Consider the following 21279-nt stretch of genomic DNA (forward strand, 5'->3'; position numbering starts at 1 on the left):
TTTCACTGAACTGTTTGTGCAAGTAGTTGCACAAATAAATCCAGTGCTGGATTGGCACGAACAGGGTCGCGTACAAGCGTGACCGCCACATCACATTGCACGGATTCGAATTCCACATTCAAAATGTGTAATTCACTAGAAAGCGTAGTTGCCGTATTGGCAGACGCACTGATTATCCCTATGGCACCCGAGCGTGCGACTGTACTATTAACAGCGCCAAAGGGCACTGCGCGTAGAATGTTTTGAGGGAGGGATAATCCTTTGGCATTGAACTCTCGTTCAATAAACCGACGCGGTGGGGTGCCTTTGGGCGGCAATATCCAGCGGCTATGGACCAAGTCAGACAGCGTTGGTTTGTCATGGACGAGGGGATGTTCCTTGCTTGTGATAAGTTTGAATTCTTCGGTGCATAGCTTTGTTTCGAGAAAGTCATCGGGGGTCGAATTCGGACGCATCATACCGACGAAACAATCAATCTCACCTCCCCGCAGCGCCATGCATAGCAAACGGTAATTGCCGCTCCAGCTTTGACAATCCACCATTCGATGGTGCCGCGTGATTTCCTGAAAGCACTCTGCAACCAATACTTGTTGGGAAAACGAAGAAACCCCCACAATCAAACGGCCAGACAACGACCCCGGATCAGCAGAAACCAACCGCGGTAGTGCATCAACATCAGCCAAAATTCTGCGGGCAGTTCGGGCCAAAATGAACGCTTTTGACGAGGGTGTAAGCCCGCTTTGATTGCGCAAGAAAAGTGATAACCCGGCGATGGTTTCCAGTTGCAAAATAGTTTTGCTGATCGCCGGTTGGGAAATGCCCAAGGCAACGCCGGCTGCGGTGGCATTTTGTGTTTCAACTACCGCTAATAGCACATTCAAATGCTTCAGGCTCAGGTGGTTGCCCAAGCTTGCGGCGCGTTGCCCCCCAATTTGCTTTTGCACATCAGCAATTTCCTGGGAAATCGCTATGCAGCTTTCAACAATGGGTCGTCCTGAAAACGTTGGTACGGCGAGGCTTCCCGACCGACCAAAAAGTTTCAACCCCAAGCGGGCTTCAACCGCCTTCATATGTCGAAGCAATGTCGCTGTCGAAACGGCCAGTGCATCCGCGGCAACGCCGGCGGACCCGTTGAGTCCCAAGGCTGATACCATGCGTATTTGCTGAAGTGAAAGCATCAGGAAATTCCCCATGAACTCATTACAGAGTTGCTATCGTCATAACCAAGTTGTCAGGCACTATTCCATCCAGGCCATAAACATTCAATCTGACATACAGTATCGTACTCCAGGAATATTGATCACGTCGTTTTTGGGAGGAAACTATGAAGATTCGCAAATCAATGATTGCCGCATTTGCGGCGACAACCGTGCTCATGGCCGCAAGTCCCGCTTCCGCAGATTACCCGGAGAAATCAATCAAGCTGATCGTTCCGTTCGCGGCAGGGGGAGGTAGCGACGCGTTGGCTCGCACCATTCAGGCCGCTATCGAGAAAAACGAATTGATGGACCAGAAACTTGTCATCGTTAACGCCGATGGTGCAGGTGGCACTATTGGTGCACGTCAGGCAAAAGACGCAAAGGCGGACGGTTATACGTTTTTGCAAATCCACACGACGATGCTTGCCGCGATGGCCAGCGAGAAAATCGAATTTGGCCTTGATGCCTTTACACCAGTGAGTCAGACGACACAGTCCTGCCTTTACGTTGCCGCCGGTCAAAAGAGCGGCATAAGCAATTTTGATGATTTGGTAGCCAAAGCCAAAGAAGCCCCCGGTAGCATTAAAGTGGCGGATTCGATCGGTAGTGTTTCGCACTTCCTTTGGGCACAAATCATGGAAACAGCTGACATTGATGTCGGCATGGTGCAGGTCGGCGGTTCGGCGAAACGCTTTGCCTCGCTTAAGGGTGGGCTTACATCCCTTGCATTGATGTCGCCGAGCTGGGTCAAGCGCGGTGGCGATGATCTGACCAGCTTGCTTTGGCTTGGCGCTGACCGCCCGACAGATATCGGTGACATGCCTTCAGCGAGCGACATTGGCATCGATGTTGCCGGCTGTTTGAACCGGGTTTTCTATGCTCCGGCCGGGGCGCCGCAGGAAGCCATCGACTATTTTGGGGACGTGTTGGCGAAGGTCATGCAAACCGAAGAACTGCAAGCCTATCACGAAAAGTCAGGTAGCACGGTGGTCATCAAGACCGGCGAAGAACTCAGTGACGCATTGCAGGCCGAACTGGAAGCTTTGGAAGTGGTCGCTCCGGCGGTTAAGGCCGCAATGGGCAATTGACAACTCCAAGTCAGGGGTGGGTTTGAGTGCCCACCCCTGGCCCATTGCTGGAGGAATAGTATGTTTCTGAACGGCCAAGATCGACTCGAAATTGCTACCGCGAGTGTCTTTCTTTTGATCGGTATCGCTTTTTGCGTGCATAGTTTCAGCCTACCTCGGGCAGCATTAGAACCAATGGGACCAGCGGCAGTGCCCTTTGCGGTTTCGTTTGGATTGTCGTTGCTGTCCCTTCACATGATCTATGGATGCCTGCGCAGAGGGGCTACTACAGGTACATTAGGCGACGCGCTAGGAGCTCGGTTTTGGGTAACCGTTTGCCTGATTTGCATTTACCTGCTCGCGATGGATCTTGCAGTGCTGCCTTACCGGATAGCAACCACAGCATTTTTGTTTGTGCTCACGGCGGGATTGTTCCGATTTGAGCGGAGTAAAGTTCTTGTCGCCGCCGCAATTGCGCTGATCCTTGGGTTCGGCCTGACCTATGTTTTCACTGAAATACTCGTTCTAGATTTGCCCTGAGGAAGTTATGGAAAACTTTGTCACTTCATTTGCCGCGATCTTCACACCGTTGCCATTTCTGTTTTTGTTCATCGGGGTATCGGTAGGTATCATCGTTGGTGCAATTCCGGGACTGACAGGCGGCATGGTTATTGCCCTGGCCCTGCCCCTGACATTTTTGATGGACGGAACCCACGCGCTTATCATGCTGGTAGCGATGTATGTTGGGTCAACCAGTGGCGGTTTGATTTCGGCAACGCTTATGCGAATGCCGGGGACACCGGCAGCGATGATGACCACGCTCGATGCATACCCAATGGCCCGAGAAGGCCGTCCGGGACGCGCCCTCGGGCTGGGAATATTCGCGTCATTCGGTGGCGGCCTGATCTCGTGGGTATTTCTTGCCGGTCTTTCGCCAACCTTGTCAGAGCTGGCGGTGCAATTTGGCCCGTATGAAATATTTGCCATGGCGTTACTGGCGCTGCTGTTAATTTCGGCTATCGGCGGGGGCAGCCTGAGCAAATCCCTGCTTTCAGGCTCCTTTGGCATTCTTGTCAGTCTCGTTGGTGTAGACAAAGCCTCAGGTTCGGTCAGGCTGACTTTTGGTAATCATGACCTTGATGGTGGTTTTCGTTTGCTCGCCGTTATCCTGGGGATGCTTGTTCTAAGTCAGGTTCTTAGCGACGTAACCGCGCGTGATGGAATTGTACAGAAAACCAAGAGCAGCACCCGTGACATGTGGATTTCCATGCGTGATCTCATGGCACATCGTTGGAATTTGATCAGATCTTCGTTGATTGGAACGTGGATTGGCGTGCTTCCGGGGATCGGCGGCTCAACTGCGGCCATCGCTTCCTACAGTGCCGCTCTGAGCCTTTCCGAAACTCCAGAGGAGTTTGGAAGCGGGTCCGAAGAAGGCATTGTTGCAGCAGAGGCCGCGAACAACGCCGCAGTAAATGGCGCTTTGGTGCCGCTGATCACGCTTGGTATTCCCGGCAGCGTGGTTGATGTTCTGTTGCTCGGGGCATTGGTCATTCAAGGGCTGACGCCAGGCCCGCTTCTTTTTGTAGAAAATCCTGAGGTCGCCTACGGTATTATTTCCTCGGCGCTGGTTGCCAATATAGTCATGTTCGCATTTATGTTGGTCGGAACGCCCTACATCTCTAAGTTGATGTATGTGAACAAGAAATACCTTCTGCCGGCGATTATTGTTTTCTGTGTGATTGGAGCTTTTTCGCAAAGTAACCGGATGTTCGATGTCTGGACGATGTTCGCATTTGGGCTAATCGGTTTCTTGATGATGAAAACCAAAATCCCGCATGGTCCGTTTGTGATTGGCTTTGTGTTGGCCCCGATCGCAGAACTGAACCTGCGTTCTGGATTGCAACTTTACGACGGGAGTTTTATGCCCCTGATCACCCGACCTATCCCATTGTTATTTATAGCGATCTCTGTCATCGCGTTGTTTTGGCCACTGGTGAAAATACTGCGTGCGAAACGAAAAATCGGAGCTTAGCACCATGAAGATTTCCAAAGTCGTAGCTCATGCCCTGAATGTGCCAATTGAAATTGATATCTGCGATTTGCGCCAGACCAATCATTTGGGAGCCTGTGTCGTCGAAATCGAAACTGACGAGGGGCTGAAAGGCTGTGGCCTGACAGCCATTACCGAGGTCGAGGTCGTGGCCGCGGCAATCAATAAAATCGCTGCCGAAGCGTTGGTTGGTGAAGATCCTTGCAACACCGAAAAACTTTGGGAGAAACTTTATTGGTTGATGGCACCGCGTGGTCAAACCGGTTATGCGCTACACGCGATTGCGGCCTTGGATATCGCGCTTTGGGACATCAAAGGCCAAGCCCTTGGTCAACCTGTATGGAAATTGCTCGGCGGTGCCCGCAGCATTGTGCCGGTCTATGCAACATTCGGTTTTCGGTTCTTTGGCAATGAGGTGATCGGGGATGCTGCAAAGCTTTGGGTTGAGCAGGGGTATCGCGGGCTGAAAATGACCGTTGGTGATGGCGGATTGCGGCGTCGTGACGAGCCGCGCCCCCTACATAATCTGATCGAAGAAGACGTGGAGCGTGTTGCACGCGTTCGCGAAGCAGTTGGACCAAATATCAAATTGTTTGTCGATGCGAACTGTAACCTTGATCCCTATCACGCCATCCAACTGGCTCGCGAAATTGAACAGTACCGGATCGAATTTTTCGAAGAACCAATCACCCAAAACGACGTTCGTAGGCTTGCGGATTTGCGTCAGCGGACCACAATTCCTGTTGCGGCTGGGCAAAACGAAGGGTTGTCGTACCGGTTCCGTGATCTGATGATCGCAGGGGCTGTCGATATCGTTCAACCCAATGTTGCCATTACTGGCGGTTACACTCAATGCACCAAGATTGCTGGCATGGCCCAAGCATTTAATGTCGGGATAGACAATGGCGGTGCATGGCCGCATTTCAACATGCACCTGCATGCTGGTCTTGCGAATGGTGGTTTGGTGGAAATGCACTATATCGCCGTTGAGTTGTGCAAAAGCCTGTTTGACGGTTTGCCTGAGGCCAAAGATGGCAGCCTTGCATTACCGACGCTCCCGGGACTTGGTTTTACGTTGAACCAAGAACGATTGGGACGCATCAAGGCGCTTTCATGATGCTAACCCGTAGTGTGTTGATGCAGCAATATCCGACAATCGATGATTTAATTCCAATGGCGCATAGGCGCGTACCGCAATTTGCGCAGGATTACCTTGAGCACGGTGCCGGGCGCGAAACACTTTTGACCAGAAACCAATCGGCATTCGACGACATCCAAATCACGCCCAGATATATGCGGGACATATCCTCAATCGACACCTCGAAATCACTGTTCAATCGAAAGTATGACCTTCCTTTTGGCATCGGACCGGTTGGGCTTGGTGGGCTGATTTGGCCGAGATCGGAAAATTATACAGCGGCGGCGGCGGCGGAGTTTAACATTCCGATTTCGCTGAGTACGGTTGCCAGCACAACCATTGAAACGATGGCCGAACAGACCAACGGACAAATGTGGTTTCAGCTCTACTCACCGAAATCTGAATCGATTCGGTTTGATCTAATCAACCGCGCAATTGCGGCTGGTGTCGAGGTGTTGACGGTGACGGTTGATGTGCCAAGCCCGGCGCGGCGGGAACGTACGCTGCGAAGTGGGTTGTCATTGGTTCCGAAAATTACGGCCCGAAACATCGCACAAGCGGCTCAGAATCCAAATTGGTCTCTTCAAACTTTGCGTTACGGTATTGCCGAATTTAAGATGTTTCACAAATACATGGAGGATGGCCAGAGCCTAGCCGAACGGATGAAGTTTGTTACCGACCAAGTAGGTCGTCAAATTTTGCCCGACGAACTCGCTCAAATTCGTGATCGCTGGCCGGGAAAACTTGTCGTCAAAGGTGTATTGCATCCGGATGATGCCAAATATCTCAACAGTGTGGGAGTTGACGGGGTGATCGTTTCAAACCATGGTGGTCGCCAGAGTGATGCGTCGCCAACAACGATTTCGATGTTGCCCCAAATCCGCAGTGTTGCGGGTGATATGGCGGTGATGCTTGATAGCGGTGTTCGCAGTGGTTTGGATGTATTTCGCGCACTGACGTTGGGCGCAGATTTTGTTTTCCTCGGACGTCCCTTCTTCTATGGCGCGGCGGCGCTCGGAGCGGAAGGGCCCAGCCATGTGGCAAAAGTTTTGCAAGAGGAACTTTCTCAAACGATGCGACAGATGGGCGTTGTTTCTATTGATGATTCCCGAAATCTGCGGGAGTGGGCAAAAGCTGGGGGTCACTAGGGTCAGGATTCATAACCAGTAGATGACGGGGGCGGCGAGGGCGATCGCCGAAAGGAAGACCTTCGGGCATCGGTCATATCGGGTGGCCACACGCCTGCAGGGGACTGTTGCGTTAGTTGCCTACGACCGCACGGATGCCGACATTGGAGCCAGGGCTATGCAGCGGCGGCGTCGAACAGTCTGTCAATGAAAGCGATCTCGCCCGCAACTCTTGGTTGTTGTGATGGATGTGACCGAGTTTGACCGTTCGTATTGTCTCGAGTCCGCTTAAGGTCGCCTTGGCGGATCGCAAGGATCGAAAGCTCTGACGGTATCCAAGGATCCGTTTCATAGCCCTGTGATCGCTCTTGATGAGGTTTTTGCGCCACTTCTTGTCGATATGCCGGATGCTGTCGAAATGTGGGTCATACCGCCGATTGATCTCGCGGATGACACATCGATAGGTCGGGGCTTAATCGGTGACGATAGTTACCAGGCGATGGAGCCTTACACGCTCAATCGCTTTGTTAAGGAAGGCCCTGGCTGCCTTGGCATCTCGCCGGGCGGTCAGGCGGAAGTCAATCATCTGACCGTTTGCATCGACAGCCCTCCACAGATAGCGCCACTTGCCGCCGACACAGATGTAGGTCTCATCGACATGCCAGTCGACGCTGACCCGTCGTAGATGCTTTTCCGTTCGCTTGGTCAGCTCGGGGCCAAACTTCTGGACCCAGCGATACACGGTTGATCGGTCGACTATTATGCCGCGCTCTTCCAGAAGATCGACAACAACCTGGTAAGACAGTGGATATCGCAGATACCAGCGCACGGCACACAGGATGATCTCACGTGGAAAGCGGTGATGCTTGAACGGCGATTTGCGCGGCATGTTCGACCTTAAGAATCACAATCTCCCTAAGAACTGCAATTAACGCAACAGGCCCCCCATAAGCGCTGACGTCAGCCATCGCTTACATCGATTGATGCCAATGAGCTTACGCAGAGCTGGGGTTGCCCATTCGCTCGATACCGTTGCAAATTTCGACGGTTGTTGCGGTAGCCCTGCCTGTCGCCATCAACATTTGAGGCAGCACCATCCACTCCAGCGACCAAGCGGCACCCGAGCGTTCTTGTTCGTGTATCATAGCGTGATGCATTGCACCCACCTGCACGGCATTGAACCGGGCCAACGTGAGGAGCAATTCAGCCGCAACCGGATTTCTCTTGTGCGACATAGCCGAAGAGCCGCCGGTGCCAGACAAAACTACCTCATCAATACCCTGCTGAGCCATTAGGACGAGGTCTTGCCCGAACTTTCCAAGTGACCCAGATACTAGCGACAACCAGCCTGCATATTCCGCCATCCCCTCCCGCATCGCATGCCAAGCCTTAGCCGTAGGTGCTAAACCAAGCATTGCGGCGACATCTGCGACCACTTTATCTTGTCGGTCTCCAAGAGAGTTCCGATCACCCGATGCCCCACCAATCTGAACGCGCTCAACACGTGGTCGGATCTCGGCCAGCCGGGATATATGCCCGACCAGCGGTGAACGCCAAGTGTGCAACCTGTCGCGCACAGTAATCATCGTGGCAGCCTGCATTCGGGTGCGCCCCATCAGCGGCATCTCTCCAAAACGGTTCTCCAAATCGTTGAGTAGCGTGCAAATTAAATCCAGGCGTGCGGCAATCAAATTGGAAGCTTCTCGCATGGACAAAACCATCGCAGTGTCCATAACGTCTTGGGAGGTTGCCCCCTGATGGACCGCCGCCGCTGGTGCGAGCAGCTTCAGCTGCTTAACTAATCTCGGAATTGGTAGGCCATCTTGCGCCGTTCCCTTGGCCAGATCATCAAGATCAATTTGTGCGTCGGTTATTGCTCGGGCTGCAGCTTCGGCGTCCGCGGCGTTAAATAGCCCAACCTTGCCACAAGCTCGCGACCATGACGCCTCGAAGAAGAGCATATGGTCCACGGTGCGCTGTGGAGACAGAATAGCGGCCATCTCTGGGTCAGAAAACAGACCTTTCAGCCAAGGATTTTCGAAAACAGTGACTGTCATGACGGCTGGCGTTGGGGGTTTTGCGGACAGCGCTCCCCCGCATTTATAGCTTGTTTAGACATCTAAAAAAACAGTCTCATCTATGCCTTGGAGCCGAATATCATGTCTGTATCGGCTCTCGCTCGCCTTATTAGCGATCAAAGTGTCAACGCGTGGCGTTTGTTCAATCCGGCTGAGAAGCGGATCTTGGGAGTTGTCACAATCCGAAAAGTAGATACGAGTATGCAGCCCAATATTGATCCCGCGTGAGACGATCCACAAAGAAATATGCGGCGCGTTTCGTACACCGCTGAGACCCACATATGAGCCCGGTTTCACCGTACGTAAGGTAAATTCGCCGGTCTCAGCATCAGCCGCGAAACGGCTGAACCCGGTAAAATTCGGATCAGCGCCTGCTTGCCCTGGAAAGATGCCGTTTGCGTCGCATTGCCAACTTTCGATCAGCACGTCCCGCAGCGCCCATCCGGTGCTGTCGTAGATAGAGCCGGTGATCTCTATGATTTCTCCCTGCACATTCCCTGTGATTGGGTCGATGCCGACTTCGGTTTTGAAACTGTCACCATTGCCAGCGTAGGTGGGCATTAAGCCGATATGGACATAGGGACCGGCCGTCTGCGAGGCGGTTTCGAAGAGCGAACCAAGTTTCTGGACCATCTCACATACCCTCCGGCTTATTTTCAAACTGAGTTTGCCTGCGTCCGCGCAGAACAATATCGAATTTGTACGCGAGGTAATCTAAAGGGCGCGATTTGGCAAAATCAAGTGGCGCAACGAGGCGGTCGAGTGACGAGCGATCCTTGACCGTGGCCGCGATCGGGCAATGATCAATCAGAGGGTCTCCTTCAAAGTACATCTGGGTGATCAGGCGTTGGCCAAAGCTGTGGCCAAACACCGACGCGTGAATGTGCATCGGGCGCCAGTCATTGCCGCGATTGGGCCAAGGATAGGCACCCGGACGTATTGTCAGGAACTCGAAATAGCCATTATCGTCGCTGATCGTACGCCCGCACCCCCCGAAGTTAGGATCAAGTGGTGCGAAGTAGGTGTCCTTCTTGTGCCGGTAACGCCCACCCGAGTTGGCTTGCCAGATTTCGATCAGAGTGTTCGGTACGGGACGGTTGTTCTCGTCAAGGATGCGACCATGCATCAATATGCGTTCGCCCAAGGCGGGGGCAGCACCCTTGCTCCAGTTCAAGATCAGGTTGTTATCTAAGGCCCCTAGCAGGCTGTGACCGAAGGTTGGCCCCGTCTCTTCGGAGAGGCTGCTCTCCATCGTCAAAAGCGGCAGGTTAGGAGAGCGGGTCACGCTTGTCTTATATTCCAGATCACACGGGACCGGATGAATTGTACGGTCCCGCGGAATCAGGCGGCCGTGATTTTGAGTGTGGCGCTCTAACATTTCTTACCCTGCTCCATTTCTTGATAGGTTTGTTTGACCAGCTTAAGCGCATGGTTCGCCTTGGGAACGCCAGCGTAGATGGCTACATGCTGTAAGGCCTCAGTGACGTCCGACCTTGACGCGCCTGTATTGGCCGTTGCGCGCACATGCATCGGGATTTCTTCAAAATTCCCGGTTGCCGCGAGCAGGGCAATTGTCAGCATGGAGCGGTCACGGCGGCTAATGCCGTCTGATGCCCAAACCGTTCCCCAGGCAGACTGTGTGATCAGTGACTGAAAAGGTAGATCGATCTCAGACTTGGCAGCTTCTGCGCGGTCGACGTGCGCGTCACCCAAAACTTCACGACGGACCTTCATCCCCCTCTCGTATGTCTCTGTCACGGTGTGACCCTTTCCACGTATCTGGTTAATATTTCAGCAAAGGCCGCGGGTTCTTCGATCGCGGGAAGATGGCCCGAGTTTTTGAACATTGCGAAGTCAGCGCGGGGCAGGTTTTCCGCCAGCGCTTCGACGGTCTCAGGCGGTGTGGCTTGGTCATGACCGCCGCCTATCACCAAAGCAGGCTGTAGGATCCTGGACAGACATGGTGTCACATCCGCCTGCGCGATAGCTTCGCAGGTGGCGATATAACCCTGCGCATCGGTGCGACTAAGCAGGTTGCGCCAAAGGTCCGCTTCGGGACGCTTAAGCATTTCAGGACCGAACCAGCGCGGCAGTATAGCATTGGCCATCGGGCCCATCCCGTTTTCCCGTATGCCCTCCGCTCGATCCCGCCAAGCCTCCGGCGCGCCAAGCTTAGACGCAGTATTGGACAAGACTAATGCGACGACCCTGTCAGGCGCCATCAAGGCAATCTGCTGGGCAATCAGCCCTCCGACGGAGCAACCGACAATCACCCCCCGTGTGATCTTGGCGCGATCCATTGCAGCAATCACATCTGTCGCTAGGTCTGACAGGGCGTATGACGCCGGTGCAGTGTCCGACAATCCATGACCGCGCTTGTCCATTCGTAAGCAGACCCAGGTTGCGGACAATCTCTGTATGACTGCGTCCCACATCCTCAGGTCGGTGCCCAAAGAATTGACGAACACTAGAGCCGGACCCGAGCCATTGCGGACATTCAGGTGCATCTTGCCCCACTCGAATTCCAAAGCTTCCATGAGGTCCTCCTTCGAGGTTCAACATGGCATAAAATTAAGTTTGGCAAATATACATAATTGTGCAATTAGCATAACTGTATGACTATACCTTCTAGCCTTAAATTGCGTCATCTCGAAGCGTTTTTAGACGTTGTTCGGCACGGCAACATTTCAGCAGCAGCGCGCGCGCGGAACGTGTCACAACCAGCTCTATCCAAGACAATTTCTGACCTTGAGACGCTGATAAGCGTGAGGCTTTTCGACCGCGCCGGCAGGCGAACCGCCCTAACCGCGGCTGGTGAAACTTTTAAATCCTCCGCACTAGCGGCAATGCGAAACCTTGAGGCCGCGGTCAGCGGCGTCTCGGGTGAGGCTGCCGGGGGGCAAGTGAAGGTCGGAGTTTTGCCGACCGTCGCGGGCGGTTTTTTCCCGGCAGCGGCGCTCGAGCTTTCTCAGGGGTATACTGATGCACTGATCACGACTGTGACCGGACCCAATAGCAGCCTCATAAAAATGCTTAGGTCGGGCAAGATCGATCTGATGGTCGGACGCATGCCAATGGCCCGAGATATGCCAGGTCTAGCCTTTGAATTTCTTTATGAAGAGCCGATCGTGCTGGTTTGCCGACCGGATCATCCTGCCCGGGAATGGTCGGTACGCAAGGCTTTAGAAACCTACCCATTGATCCTGCCTAACTCAGGCGCGATCATCCGCCAGAACGTTAATCAATACCTATCGACCCTCGGCCTCGCCGAGGCGGAACCGAAGTTCGAGACTGTAGCGTTGCCCGTGGCCCTTACCCTTCTTGAACAGTCGGATCTGCTCTGGTTCATTTCGCGTGGCGTCGTAGAGCGGGAATTGCGCGCCGGTCTTTTGACCAGTATCGAGCTGAATTCTGATTATATGACCGGAGCCATCGGTCTGACACGAAAGTTCACTTTTGATGCAGACAGCCCAGCGGATCGCCTTGCACGGCTGCTGCATCAGCACGCGCAGCGGTTAACGGTGACGAGACAAAGCTGATTACAGAGCTTCGAGCGCAATTGCGATCCCCTGGCCGACCCCGATGCACATTGTGGAAAGAGACCTCTCACCGGGCTTCAGCTCCAGCATGGCCGTGCCGGTGATCCTAGCTCCTGACATGCCCAACGGGTGGCCAAGGCTGATTGCCCCACCGTTGGGGTTCACCCGTGGATCGTCGTCTGCGATGCCTAAATCGCGCAAGGTGGCGAGACCTTGTGACGCGAAAGCCTCGTTCAGTTCGATGACGCTGAATTTCTCTTGGCTCAGCCCGAGACGCGCCATCAGCTTCTTGGACGCAGGCGCGGGACCAAAGCCCATGATGCGCGGTGCGACCCCGGCAGTCGCGCCACCGAGCACCTTGGCGATGGGCGTCAGCCCATGTTTCTCTGCGGCTTCTTTCGTAGCGAGGATCAATGCAGCCGCACCATCATTCACACCGGAGGCGTTGCCCGCCGTCACCGTGCCATCCGCTTTGACGAAGGGTTTGAGCTTTTGCAGCGCCTCCAAGGTTGTCGAGGGGCGGGCGTGTTCATCTTCTGACACGAGGATGGGATCGCCCCGGCGCTGCGGGATAGAGACAGGCACGATCTCTTGCGCCAATCGTCCGCTTGCCATGGCGGCACCCGCTTTTTGCTGGGACCGCAGGGCGAAGGCATCCTGATCTGCACGGTTTATGTTAAAATTCTCGGCCACGTTCTCGGCGGTTTCAGGCATTGACTCGACGCCGTATTGTGCCTTCATCATCTTGTTGACGAAACGCCAGCCGATAGTGGTGTCAAAGACCTCGTTGTTCCGAGCGAAGGCGGTCTCGGCCTTTGGCATCACGAAGGGCGCGCGTGACATGCTCTCCACACCGCCGGCGACGATCACCTCGGCCTCTCCCGCCTTGATCGCCCGCGCGGCCGTGATCACCGCATCCATGCCAGAGCCGCAGAGCCGGTTCATTGTGGTGCCGGGGACGGTCTCGGGGTAGCCCGCCAGCAGCAACGACATGCGGGCGACGTTGCGGTTGTCTTCGCCCGCTTGATTGGCGCAGCCGAAAATCACCTCGTCAATCGCCGCAGGGTCCAAAGAGGGGTTGCGTTCAATCAGCGCCTTGAGGGGCACCGCGCCCAGATCATCGGCCCGGACAGAGGACAGCGCCCCGCCATATCGGCCAATGGGGGTGCGAATGTAGTCACAGATATAGACGTCGATCATGCCAGTTCCTCCGGTACGATAAGATCGGCAACATTGCCTTTGGTGTGCAGCGTGGCTCCGGTGACGGCTTGTAGAGCGTCCATGCTTAAGCCCGGCACTTTTTCTCGCAGGATGAGTTTGCCGTCCTCAATGTCGATCACCGCGAGCGAGGTATAGACTTGGGTGACACATCCCAAGCCAGTGAGCGGGAAGGTGCAGCGCTCGACCAGTTTGGGGCCGCCATCCTTGGTGACATGATCGGTGACCACGGCCACGCGTTTGGCGCCGTGTACAAGGTCCATCGCGCCGCCCACAGCAGGCACGCCTTTAGTGCCGACGCGCCAATTCGCTAGGTCGCCATTCTGGGCCACCTGATAGGCTCCCAGCACGGCGAGATCGAGATGGCCACCGCGGACCATCGCGAAACTGTCGGCATGGTGGAAAAAGGCGGCACCGGGCTTGAGTGTGATGGGCTTCTTGCCAGCGTTGATCAGATCCCAATCCTCTTCGCCCTCTTTCGGGGCCTGACCGAAACCCAAAACCCCGTTTTCGGTGTGATAGGTCACATCGCGGCCTTCGGGCTGGAACTTGGCAATCATCTCGGGGAAGCCGATGCCGAGGTTGACGTAAGACCCGTCTTCGATGTCCTGCGCCGCGCGCCATGCGATCTGCGCATTCGAAAGCTTGTCCTGCATGATGTTGAACTCCGCCATCAGTAAACCACTCCTGTGCGCACAAGCACTTCTTCCTGTTGAGGTTCTGCCACTTCCACGATGGCGTCGACGAAGATGCCCGGGGTGATGACCTCCTGCGGGTCGATGCTGCCCGGCTCCCCCAGCACGCTGACCTGCGCGATGGTTTTTGCTGCCGCCATGGCCATCAGCGGGTTAAAATTGCGGCCCGCCATGCGGTAGGTCAGGTTGCCGGTGCGATCCCCGTCCTGACCCTTGATCAGCGCGTAATCCGCCTTCAGCCATCTTTCGCGGACATACATCTTGCCATCAAATTCCTCGGTCGGTTTGCCTTCGGCAAGTTCCGTGCCGAAGGAGGTCGGCGTGTAGAAGGCGGGGATGCCGGCACCGGCGGCGCGGATGCGCTCGGCCAATGTCCCCTGGGGGACGAGGTCCAACTCGATCTCGCCTGCGAGGTACTTTTCATTGAAGGCTTCGGCGTTGGAGCTGCGCGGGAAAGAGCAGATCATCTTGCGGACCATGCCAGCTTTGATCATCGCCGCGATGCCGCAATAGCCGTTGCCCGCGTTGTTGTTGATGACAGTGATGGCCGTCGGGCTGCCGGTGGCGCGGAAGCGGTCGATAAGGGCGTGGATCAGTTCGATCGGCGCGCCAGAGCCGCCAAACCCTCCGATCATCACCGTCGCCCCATCCGGGATATCGGCCACGGCCTCGGCCACGGCAGGAAGTGCTTTGTCCATTGCTGGTCTCCTCAGGTTGCCGAGGGTCTAGCGGTCAGGCGTATGCAGACCCAGAAATTTGTGCGTATATTGACATTTGTTCACTATTCGTAATTTTATGTGCGTATGGCGAACAAATCCAGCAGCACACTTTCCTCTCTCGCCAAGGGGCTTCGGGTGATCGAATGTTTCGACGCACAGCGCCCCAAGCTGTCGATCAGCGAGGTCGCGGCGCTGACCGGGCTTGACCGTGCCACCTCGCGCAGGTGCCTGTTGACGCTCCATGCCGAAGGCTACGCTGCCTATGACGGGAAGTTCTTTACGCTGACGCATCGCTGCCTGCGCCTTGGCACCGGGGCCATTGGTGGCTTGCAACTGCCGCAGGTCGTGCAGCCGTGGCTGGATCAACTGACCGAACAAATCAGCCAAAGCTGCTCCGTCGCCATTCTTGACGAGACCGAGATTGTCTATCTCGCCCGCGCGTCGCAGCGGCGGGTCATGTCGATTGGCCTGATGCCCGGATCACGCCTGCCGGCACATAGCACCTCCATGGGGCGGGTGCTGTTGGCCGCGATGCCAGATGCGGAAGCGCGCCGCGTCATTGAGGCGTCCGATCTGTCCCCTCGTACCCGGTTCAGTCTGACGGACCCAGAGGACATCATGGCGCAGGTACAAACGGCGCGGACGCGCGGCTATGCAATGGTCGATCAGGAGGTTGAGATCAGCCTGCGCTCGCTCGCGGTGCCGGTGCTCAACAGCAAGGGTGCCGTGGTTGCAGCCCTGAACACCGGGATGGCAGCAACGCAGCCGGACCCGGCGGAAGTAGTCGAAAGTTACCTGCCCGCGCTGTTGAAGGTGCAGACGGGGATTGCCCGTATTCTTGGGTAGCCTCTATACCAAGAGTTTTTGACGCTGCCAGGGGGGAACTCCGTTCCGCGCCGGAACCGGCAAGACTTTTTACCATCGCTCTAATTGTAAAAGCGACATTAGATCAGGCCCGCATTCTAATCCGCACATGATGCGTGCATTCTCGTTAGGATTGTACTTACGGCAGGCGCGACAACCTATACCCTCTTACCCACCGGCGTTCTCAGGGCTTTAGATAGCCTTATCCTGCCGCTTACTGAGCTTGGCAGGCCCAATAGCGGGCTATCAAAATCCAGCCAATCCGCGACATCTGGTTTAGCAAGTACCACAGGCACTGCTTGAAGTGACCACTCATATCTTCGGATAAAAAGGAAACTCTGAATTTCAGACTTAGGAAATTTTCTGCGAAAGCTCCAACGACTATCTAAGGGGGGTTCAAAAGGAGACAACTATGAAGCTTGGATACTTCACCATGCCCATGCACCCTGCGCACAGGGTCTGGGAAGAGACCCTTCGCGAGGACCGTGAAACCGTCATACTCGCTGATAAGTTGGGCTTTCATGACGCTTTTATCGGCGAGCATCTGACCGATGTGCATGAAAACATCACTAGCAGCATGATGTTTCTAAGCTCTCTAGTTGGCGAGACTAAATCGATCAAGCTGGCAACCGGAACTTCTAATCTGTCCCAGTGGCACCCCGTGCTCGTAGCCGCCAACGCTGCAATGCTGGATCATATGTCAGGCGGAAGGCTAATTTTGGGAGTAAGCGCCGGGGCCCTGAGCACGGATGCTGAAGCGCTTGGAATTCTTGATGAAGATCGCAACAAAATCTTCCAGGAATCGATCGATGTGATCCTAAAAATTTGGGGGGGAGATGCCCCATACGATATCGATCTGCCTGACAACCGCTTCAAGGTATCGACGCGCCGCACCTATGACCTCGATATCGGCGTAGGCCACCTGCCGAAACCGATGCAGACTCCCCGCCCAGAAATAGTCGGTACGGTTTTAGCGCCTTTTTCCAAGGGTGTCATCCAAATGGGGAAACGTGATTTTCACCCACTGTCTGCCAATTTTCTTTTGCCAAAATGGGTGAAGACGCATTGGCCAAACTACGTTGAGGGTAAGAAAGAGGTCGGCGAGGTGGCTGACCCTGCAGATTGGCGGGTCGCACGCACCATTTTTGTTGCTGATGACGAGGCCACGGCGCACGCCTATGGCCGCGATTCTGCTAATAGCCCGTATCGTTTCTATTACGAGCAAATCAGTAAAAAGCTACACCGCAGTAAGCGACTTTTCGTATTGAAAAACGATAAGAACCAGTCTGACGAGGAAATCACCTACGATTACATCATGGACAACCTGATGATTTGCGGGACGGTCAATTCGGTCGTTGACCAAATTTTGGCGCTGCGCGAGGAAATCGGCGATTTCGGTGAAATCGTATATGCTGGAATGGATTGGGCCGATCCGGCGCTGTCGAAACGCTCGATGGAACTCATGGCGCACGAGGTAATGCCTCGCGTCAATGCGGTGATTGCAGCTGAGCAGCCGCATCTAGCCATGGGCTAAGACAACAGAGGGGAAAAGAGTTACTTGCTGATTTCAATAAGGAAGTCAATAAATGCCCTGACCTTACGGGGCGTGTGTCTGTTCGCTGAATAAAGAATGGATACAGGCATTCCCGGTGCTGCGTATGGTTGCAGCACCGGTATCACGCGCCCTGCCTCGATATCCTTGCGAAACAGCCACCAAGTGCCCTGTGCAAGTCCTAGCCCCGCCACTGCAGCTTCACGCAGAGCGTCTCCGCTGTTGATAATAACCGGACCAGACACCGGGATCACATTTGGCACCCGGTCATCATTGAAGAATGTCCATTGCGATCCGAACCGTCCGACAATGCAATCGTGCCGTACAAGATCTTCAGGTACTTGGGGTGTTCCTCGCCGCTTCAGATAGCCTGGCGATGCGACAGTCACCTGCTCATTGCGTGTGAGCACGCGCATACTGAGGCGTGAATCACTGATCGTCCCCGTTCGCACCGCTACATCATACCCCTTTGCGATCATATCTACGCTTTCATCGCTGAAATCGATCTCGAGTGTGATTTGGGGGTGAAGCTCGTGAAAACGCGGCAACTCTGGTAGTACGGTGACGCGCCCGAACGAGAATGGTAGAACCACTCGCACCCGGCCCCGTGCCGCACCAGTTCCCTGACGGAGTTCTGACTCCGCGTCTTCCAAATCTGCCAAAATACCTACACATCGTTCATAGAAACTTTGAGCGTAATCAGTGATGCGAATCTGCCGCGTCGTCCGAGTGAATAACTGCGCGTCCAATTCGTCTTCTAGCCGTGATATCGCCTTTGTCACCGCAGATACTGAGATCCCCAATTTGGAAGACGCGGCGGTGAACCCACCTTCTTCGGCTACGCGCACAAAGATCTTAATGGCCATAAACTTATTCATCGCCGCCCTCACTTCGGAAAAAAAGTAAGTACTAAATTTCTCATTTAGGCCATCGAAGCAAGAATAAATATTGGTTAGCGTCATCGTCAACACAGGTTTCAACGTCCCTCGGAGGCGCGCATGCCACAATTTCTAAATGAAAAAACGCACGTAACCAGCGTCAATCCAAACGAATTCCGCCGCTCAATGAGCAAGTTCGCCACCGGTGTTGCCGTCATTACTGCCGCCGGTGAGGGCGTGCTATACGGGATGACGGTCAATTCACTGACTTCTGTTTCATTGACACCGTGTCTTCTACTGATTTGCCCAAAGCGTGGCAGTGCTACAGGAACAGCAATCCGCAAAAGTGGGCACTTCGCAGTGAACGTGTTGCAAGCTGGGCAAGAAGATTTGTGTAATCGCTTTGTGGGTGAAGCCGCTCGGCGGTTCCAAGGGATACAGCCCCAATTTTCTGCTGATGGGGCGCCGCTGCTGGACGGCTGTATTGCGCACATCTCATGCCAACTGCATGCGGTTCATTCTGGCGGGGATCATGAGATCGTAATTGGTGAAGTCACCGAGTGTGTGGACTTCCCAGGGCAGCCGTTGATTTTCCATGAAGGGAGATTGTCAAATGGTGTCGCCTGATTGGTTCAAGGAGGAAGTTTGCGCGTGATCCCACATTACAAAGTCAGCGGGCAGCCAGAAGGACAACCCGTCATCTTATCGCACGGTCTGGCGACAGATCTATCAATGTGGGACGCGATTGTCCCGCAACTAGAGACTCAATTCCGTGTCATCCGTTACGATACCCGTGGCCATGGCGCGACACCCCCAAATGGCGACTGCTACACGCTGGCGGACCTAGTGGGCGACGTGATTGCGCTAATGGATCACCTGTCGATTGCCCGCGCCGATTTCGTCGGATTATCGATGGGGGGCATGATCGGGATGGGCCTTGGTCTTGAGCATAGCGAGAGGCTGCGCCGACTCGTGGTTTGCGACGCCCGGGCCGATGCGCCCGAGGCTTACCGCGAAGCATGGAAGACGCGAATTTCTGCGGTTCGTGCTGGCGGCATGGCGGCGATCTCTGGGCCGACTGTTGATCGTTGGTTTACTGACGCATTTAAGAAGGATCCTGCGTCTGTCGCAGCAATGCGCGGGTTGGTCGAGAGCACGACTATTGACGGGTATGTCGGTTGCGCCCGAGCGCTAAAAGAACTGGACTATAAGCGTCGACTGAATGGATTGGCGGTGCCGGTTTTGTACTTAGTTGGTGACCAAGATGCTGGCGCACCACCCCCTGAAATGCGCGAGATGCAGCGGTTGACGCCGGGCGCAAGGTTTGAGGAAATCGACCGAGCTGGGCATATTTCAGTCGTCGAACAGCCTGCAATGGCAAGCACAATCATTTCAGACTTTCTGTCGGTAAAAACCTAATCGGAACGTCTACGTTGATAAAAGGGAAAAACCAATGGCACGCATTCGTTTGATTACCAGTGACGAGGGCCTCAGCGGCCCGCAGCAGACAGTATATTCCAGCATCGCGAGTGGTGCGCGCGGCGGCGTACGCGGACCGCATACCGTGTTGCTTCACAGTCCAGGTGTCGCCGCGCCGATGGACCAGCTAGGAGCTTTTGTCCGGTATGAATGCAGCGTCCCAGAACGACAGAGAGAATTGGCGATCCTAACGATCGCAGCACTATGGCACGCAAACTACGAATGGTATGCGCACGCCCCCCTTGCCCGCAAACAAGGGCTGTCCGATGCAGTCATTGCGTCAATTGGCCGCCGCGAGTCTCCGGTTTTTGAAGAGAACTTGGACGCAAAGGTCTACGTATTCGTTTGGGAATTACTCTACGAACATGCTGTTCAGGATGCCACCTACGCTGACGCCAAAGTCTTGTTGGGCGAGGTCGGCATCGTCGACCTGGTGGCTCTTGTTGGATATTATTCTGCAATTGCCATGACGCTGAACGCGTTCGAGGTTGACACCCCAACTGATGCCTTACTGCCGTGGTAAACCATTGCATCAAAATAAAAACGGTTACTGCGATAAGGACTTTTTCCAAAAGGGAAAATCTAAATTCACTTTTCAATCATTCGCGGACAACAGGAGAGATACTACCAACGTAGCACTACGATCAGGTGCCCCCCCGGGTCACCCTGAACACAAAAGGGAGGAGACATCGATGAACTTATTCAAATCCGCAGGCTGCGGTCTGTTAATGGCATTCAGTGCTGACAGCGCGCTGGCACAATCCAACGTTACACCGCCTACGCCGGTAATGTCGGCATCCAGCCAAGTGGGCGGCAGCCTGTACGTCACCTATGTCGCGGCATGGATCGACGTGGTTTCGAAAGCCATTCCTGGCTTGACTATCACCCAAGAGCCTGGCGGCTCATCGCAGAACATAATTCTGGTCAGCACAGGAGAGACAGACTTCGGCATCACTGCAAGCAGTCAAGCCTACCTAGGCTATAATGGGTTGGCATGGGCAGAAGAACAGTACCGCGACTTTGTGGGCCTTCACCCTGCATTTCCAACTTATATGACTATTGTGACGCTGGCTGATTCAGGCATTGAGAGCGTCGAGGATCTAGCTGGCAAAGAGTTGGCCGTCGGCGTGCCGGGTGGCGGCAGTGATACCATCGCTCGCGAGTTAACCGACTATCTCGACATTGACCCCGCGCGCTATGTAAACGCCAGTTGGGAAGATACTGGCGGATTGCTTCGCGACGGTTTGGCTGATGCTATTCTGTATATCGCGGGCCATCCCGCCGGTTTCCTCCAAGAGCTTGAGGTCAACCGGGAACTGCACTTCCTGCAACTGAGTGACGAACAAATCTCTGGCTTCCTAGATGCGTACCCGTATTACGCGCCAGTGTCCCTATCAGCGGATACCTATGGTGGGCTGTCATCCGATCTGCAAACCATCGGTCAGATGAACTTCATGATCGGCACCAGTGATCTGCCGGATGATTTCGTTGTCGCAATTCTCGACGCAGTCTATGCCAATACTGATCGTCTAGCGCAGGCACATCCAAACTTTTCCGAAACGCGACTGGAAAACGTGCGCGGCATTCCGACACCTATCCATCCGGCGGCCTCCGCCTATTACGAAAACCTCGGCGTCGAGATGCGTTTGGCCCCACCGCCAGCGCAATAACGA

22 protein-coding genes and 2 pseudogenes are annotated in these 21279 nt (G+C 54.7%); 12 read left to right on the forward strand and 12 right to left on the reverse strand.

The window, feature by feature from the left end:
* Positions 1-2: 2 nt before the first annotated feature.
* Complete coding sequence (locus WNY61_RS16240; RefSeq protein WP_342852495.1) at positions 3-1178, reverse strand: LysR family transcriptional regulator; 1176 nt, start codon at positions 1176-1178, stop codon at positions 3-5.
* Positions 1179-1324: 146 nt separating this feature from the next.
* On the opposite strand from WNY61_RS16240, the gene WNY61_RS16245 reads away from it, so the two are divergent.
* Genes WNY61_RS16245 through WNY61_RS16265 form a run of 5 tightly spaced genes read left to right on the forward strand, consistent with a single transcriptional unit; the run spans position 1325 to position 6605 of the window.
* Positions 1325-2287 carry a tripartite tricarboxylate transporter substrate binding protein gene (locus WNY61_RS16245; RefSeq protein ID WP_342852496.1) on the forward strand — a complete coding sequence of 321 codons (963 nt, stop codon included), beginning with the start codon at positions 1325-1327 and terminating at the stop codon, positions 2285-2287.
* Between the two features lie 60 nt (positions 2288-2347).
* Entirely contained in the window at positions 2348-2806 is a 459-nt protein-coding gene (locus tag WNY61_RS16250; RefSeq protein ID WP_342852497.1) for a tripartite tricarboxylate transporter TctB family protein, read from the forward strand.
* A 7-nt stretch (positions 2807-2813) separates the two neighbouring features.
* Complete coding sequence (locus tag WNY61_RS16255) at positions 2814-4301, forward strand: tripartite tricarboxylate transporter permease (protein ID WP_342852498.1); 1488 nt, start codon at positions 2814-2816, stop codon at positions 4299-4301.
* Between the two features lie 4 nt (positions 4302-4305).
* Entirely contained in the window at positions 4306-5436 is a 1131-nt protein-coding gene (locus WNY61_RS16260; protein ID WP_342852499.1) for a mandelate racemase/muconate lactonizing enzyme family protein, read from the forward strand.
* Positions 5433-6605, forward strand: a complete 1173-nt coding sequence (locus WNY61_RS16265) for an alpha-hydroxy acid oxidase (protein ID WP_342852500.1) — start codon at positions 5433-5435, stop codon at positions 6603-6605. Before WNY61_RS16260 ends, WNY61_RS16265 begins: the two co-directional genes overlap by 4 nt.
* A gap of 9 nt (positions 6606-6614) precedes the next feature.
* On the opposite strand, the pseudogene WNY61_RS16270 reads toward WNY61_RS16265, so the two are convergent.
* The 7 genes and pseudogenes from WNY61_RS16270 to pcaD all read right to left on the reverse strand — a co-directional run.
* Positions 6615-6701: pseudogene (locus WNY61_RS16270) on the reverse strand (IS5/IS1182 family transposase); the annotation flags it as partial.
* A gap of 16 nt (positions 6702-6717) precedes the next feature.
* Positions 6718-7473: pseudogene (locus WNY61_RS16275) on the reverse strand (IS6 family transposase).
* Positions 7474-7579: 106 nt separating this feature from the next.
* Positions 7580-8641 (reverse strand): 3-carboxy-cis,cis-muconate cycloisomerase, encoded by a 1062-nt coding sequence (locus WNY61_RS16280; RefSeq protein WP_342852501.1) that lies wholly within the window; start codon positions 8639-8641, stop codon positions 7580-7582.
* Positions 8642-8695: 54 nt separating this feature from the next.
* A complete protein-coding gene (gene pcaG, locus WNY61_RS16285; protein WP_342852502.1) occupies positions 8696-9295 on the reverse strand; it encodes a protocatechuate 3,4-dioxygenase subunit alpha in 600 nt (199 codons plus the stop codon).
* Position 9296: 1 nt separating this feature from the next.
* Positions 9297-10040 (reverse strand): protocatechuate 3,4-dioxygenase subunit beta, encoded by a 744-nt coding sequence (gene pcaH, locus WNY61_RS16290; RefSeq protein ID WP_342852503.1) that lies wholly within the window; start codon positions 10038-10040, stop codon positions 9297-9299.
* Positions 10034-10420: a 4-carboxymuconolactone decarboxylase gene (pcaC, locus tag WNY61_RS16295; RefSeq protein ID WP_342852504.1), complete on the reverse strand. Its 387-nt coding sequence runs from the start codon at positions 10418-10420 to the stop codon at positions 10034-10036. Before pcaC ends, pcaH begins: the two co-directional genes overlap by 7 nt.
* Complete coding sequence (gene pcaD / locus WNY61_RS16300; protein WP_342852505.1) at positions 10417-11199, reverse strand: 3-oxoadipate enol-lactonase; 783 nt, start codon at positions 11197-11199, stop codon at positions 10417-10419. Before pcaD ends, pcaC begins: the two co-directional genes overlap by 4 nt.
* Positions 11200-11277: 78 nt before the next feature.
* Here pcaD and WNY61_RS16305 point away from each other — a divergent pair, with 78 nt between their 5' ends.
* Positions 11278-12201 (forward strand): LysR substrate-binding domain-containing protein, encoded by a 924-nt coding sequence (locus WNY61_RS16305; protein WP_342852506.1) that lies wholly within the window; start codon positions 11278-11280, stop codon positions 12199-12201.
* Here the strand turns inward: WNY61_RS16305 and pcaF are convergent, their stop codons facing one another.
* From pcaF to WNY61_RS16320, 3 genes are read right to left on the reverse strand one after another with little or no spacing between them, the layout of a single operon-like run.
* The gene (pcaF, locus tag WNY61_RS16310) at positions 12202-13401 is read right to left on the reverse strand and encodes a 3-oxoadipyl-CoA thiolase (RefSeq protein WP_342852507.1); all 1200 of its coding nucleotides are present in this window, start codon (positions 13399-13401) and stop codon (positions 12202-12204) included.
* The gene (locus WNY61_RS16315) at positions 13398-14093 is read right to left on the reverse strand and encodes a 3-oxoacid CoA-transferase subunit B (RefSeq protein WP_342852508.1); all 696 of its coding nucleotides are present in this window, start codon (positions 14091-14093) and stop codon (positions 13398-13400) included. The genes pcaF and WNY61_RS16315 overlap by 4 nt, the downstream gene beginning before the upstream one ends.
* Positions 14093-14812 carry a 3-oxoacid CoA-transferase subunit A gene (locus WNY61_RS16320; protein WP_237273759.1) on the reverse strand — a complete coding sequence of 240 codons (720 nt, stop codon included), beginning with the start codon at positions 14810-14812 and terminating at the stop codon, positions 14093-14095. The genes WNY61_RS16315 and WNY61_RS16320 overlap by 1 nt, the downstream gene beginning before the upstream one ends.
* Positions 14813-14917: 105 nt before the next feature.
* On the opposite strand from WNY61_RS16320, the gene WNY61_RS16325 reads away from it, so the two are divergent.
* On the forward strand, positions 14918-15679 hold the full coding sequence (locus tag WNY61_RS16325) for an IclR family transcriptional regulator C-terminal domain-containing protein (RefSeq protein WP_342852509.1): 762 nt from the start codon (positions 14918-14920) through the stop codon (positions 15677-15679).
* A 430-nt stretch (positions 15680-16109) separates the two neighbouring features.
* Positions 16110-17231, forward strand: a complete 1122-nt coding sequence (locus WNY61_RS16330) for an LLM class flavin-dependent oxidoreductase (protein WP_342852510.1) — start codon at positions 16110-16112, stop codon at positions 17229-17231.
* 20 nt (positions 17232-17251) lie between these two features.
* Here WNY61_RS16330 and WNY61_RS16335 read toward each other — a convergent pair whose 3' ends face one another.
* Entirely contained in the window at positions 17252-18211 is a 960-nt protein-coding gene (locus tag WNY61_RS16335; protein WP_342852511.1) for a LysR substrate-binding domain-containing protein, read from the reverse strand.
* Between the two features lie 36 nt (positions 18212-18247).
* Between WNY61_RS16335 and WNY61_RS16340 the strand changes: the two genes are divergently transcribed.
* From WNY61_RS16340 to WNY61_RS16355, 4 genes are all read left to right on the forward strand, one after another.
* Entirely contained in the window at positions 18248-18754 is a 507-nt protein-coding gene (locus WNY61_RS16340; protein WP_342852512.1) for a flavin reductase family protein, read from the forward strand.
* Positions 18755-18778: 24 nt separating this feature from the next.
* Positions 18779-19546 (forward strand): alpha/beta fold hydrolase, encoded by a 768-nt coding sequence (locus WNY61_RS16345; protein WP_342852533.1) that lies wholly within the window; start codon positions 18779-18781, stop codon positions 19544-19546.
* A gap of 34 nt (positions 19547-19580) precedes the next feature.
* A complete protein-coding gene (locus WNY61_RS16350) occupies positions 19581-20129 on the forward strand; it encodes a carboxymuconolactone decarboxylase family protein (protein WP_342852513.1) in 549 nt (182 codons plus the stop codon).
* A 169-nt stretch (positions 20130-20298) separates the two neighbouring features.
* Positions 20299-21276: a TAXI family TRAP transporter solute-binding subunit gene (locus WNY61_RS16355; RefSeq protein ID WP_342852514.1), complete on the forward strand. Its 978-nt coding sequence runs from the start codon at positions 20299-20301 to the stop codon at positions 21274-21276.
* Positions 21277-21279 lie beyond the last annotated feature (3 nt).

This window comes from Sulfitobacter sp. AS92, from assembly GCF_038900015.1.
Taxonomy (GTDB): Bacteria; Pseudomonadota; Alphaproteobacteria; order Rhodobacterales; family Rhodobacteraceae; genus Sulfitobacter.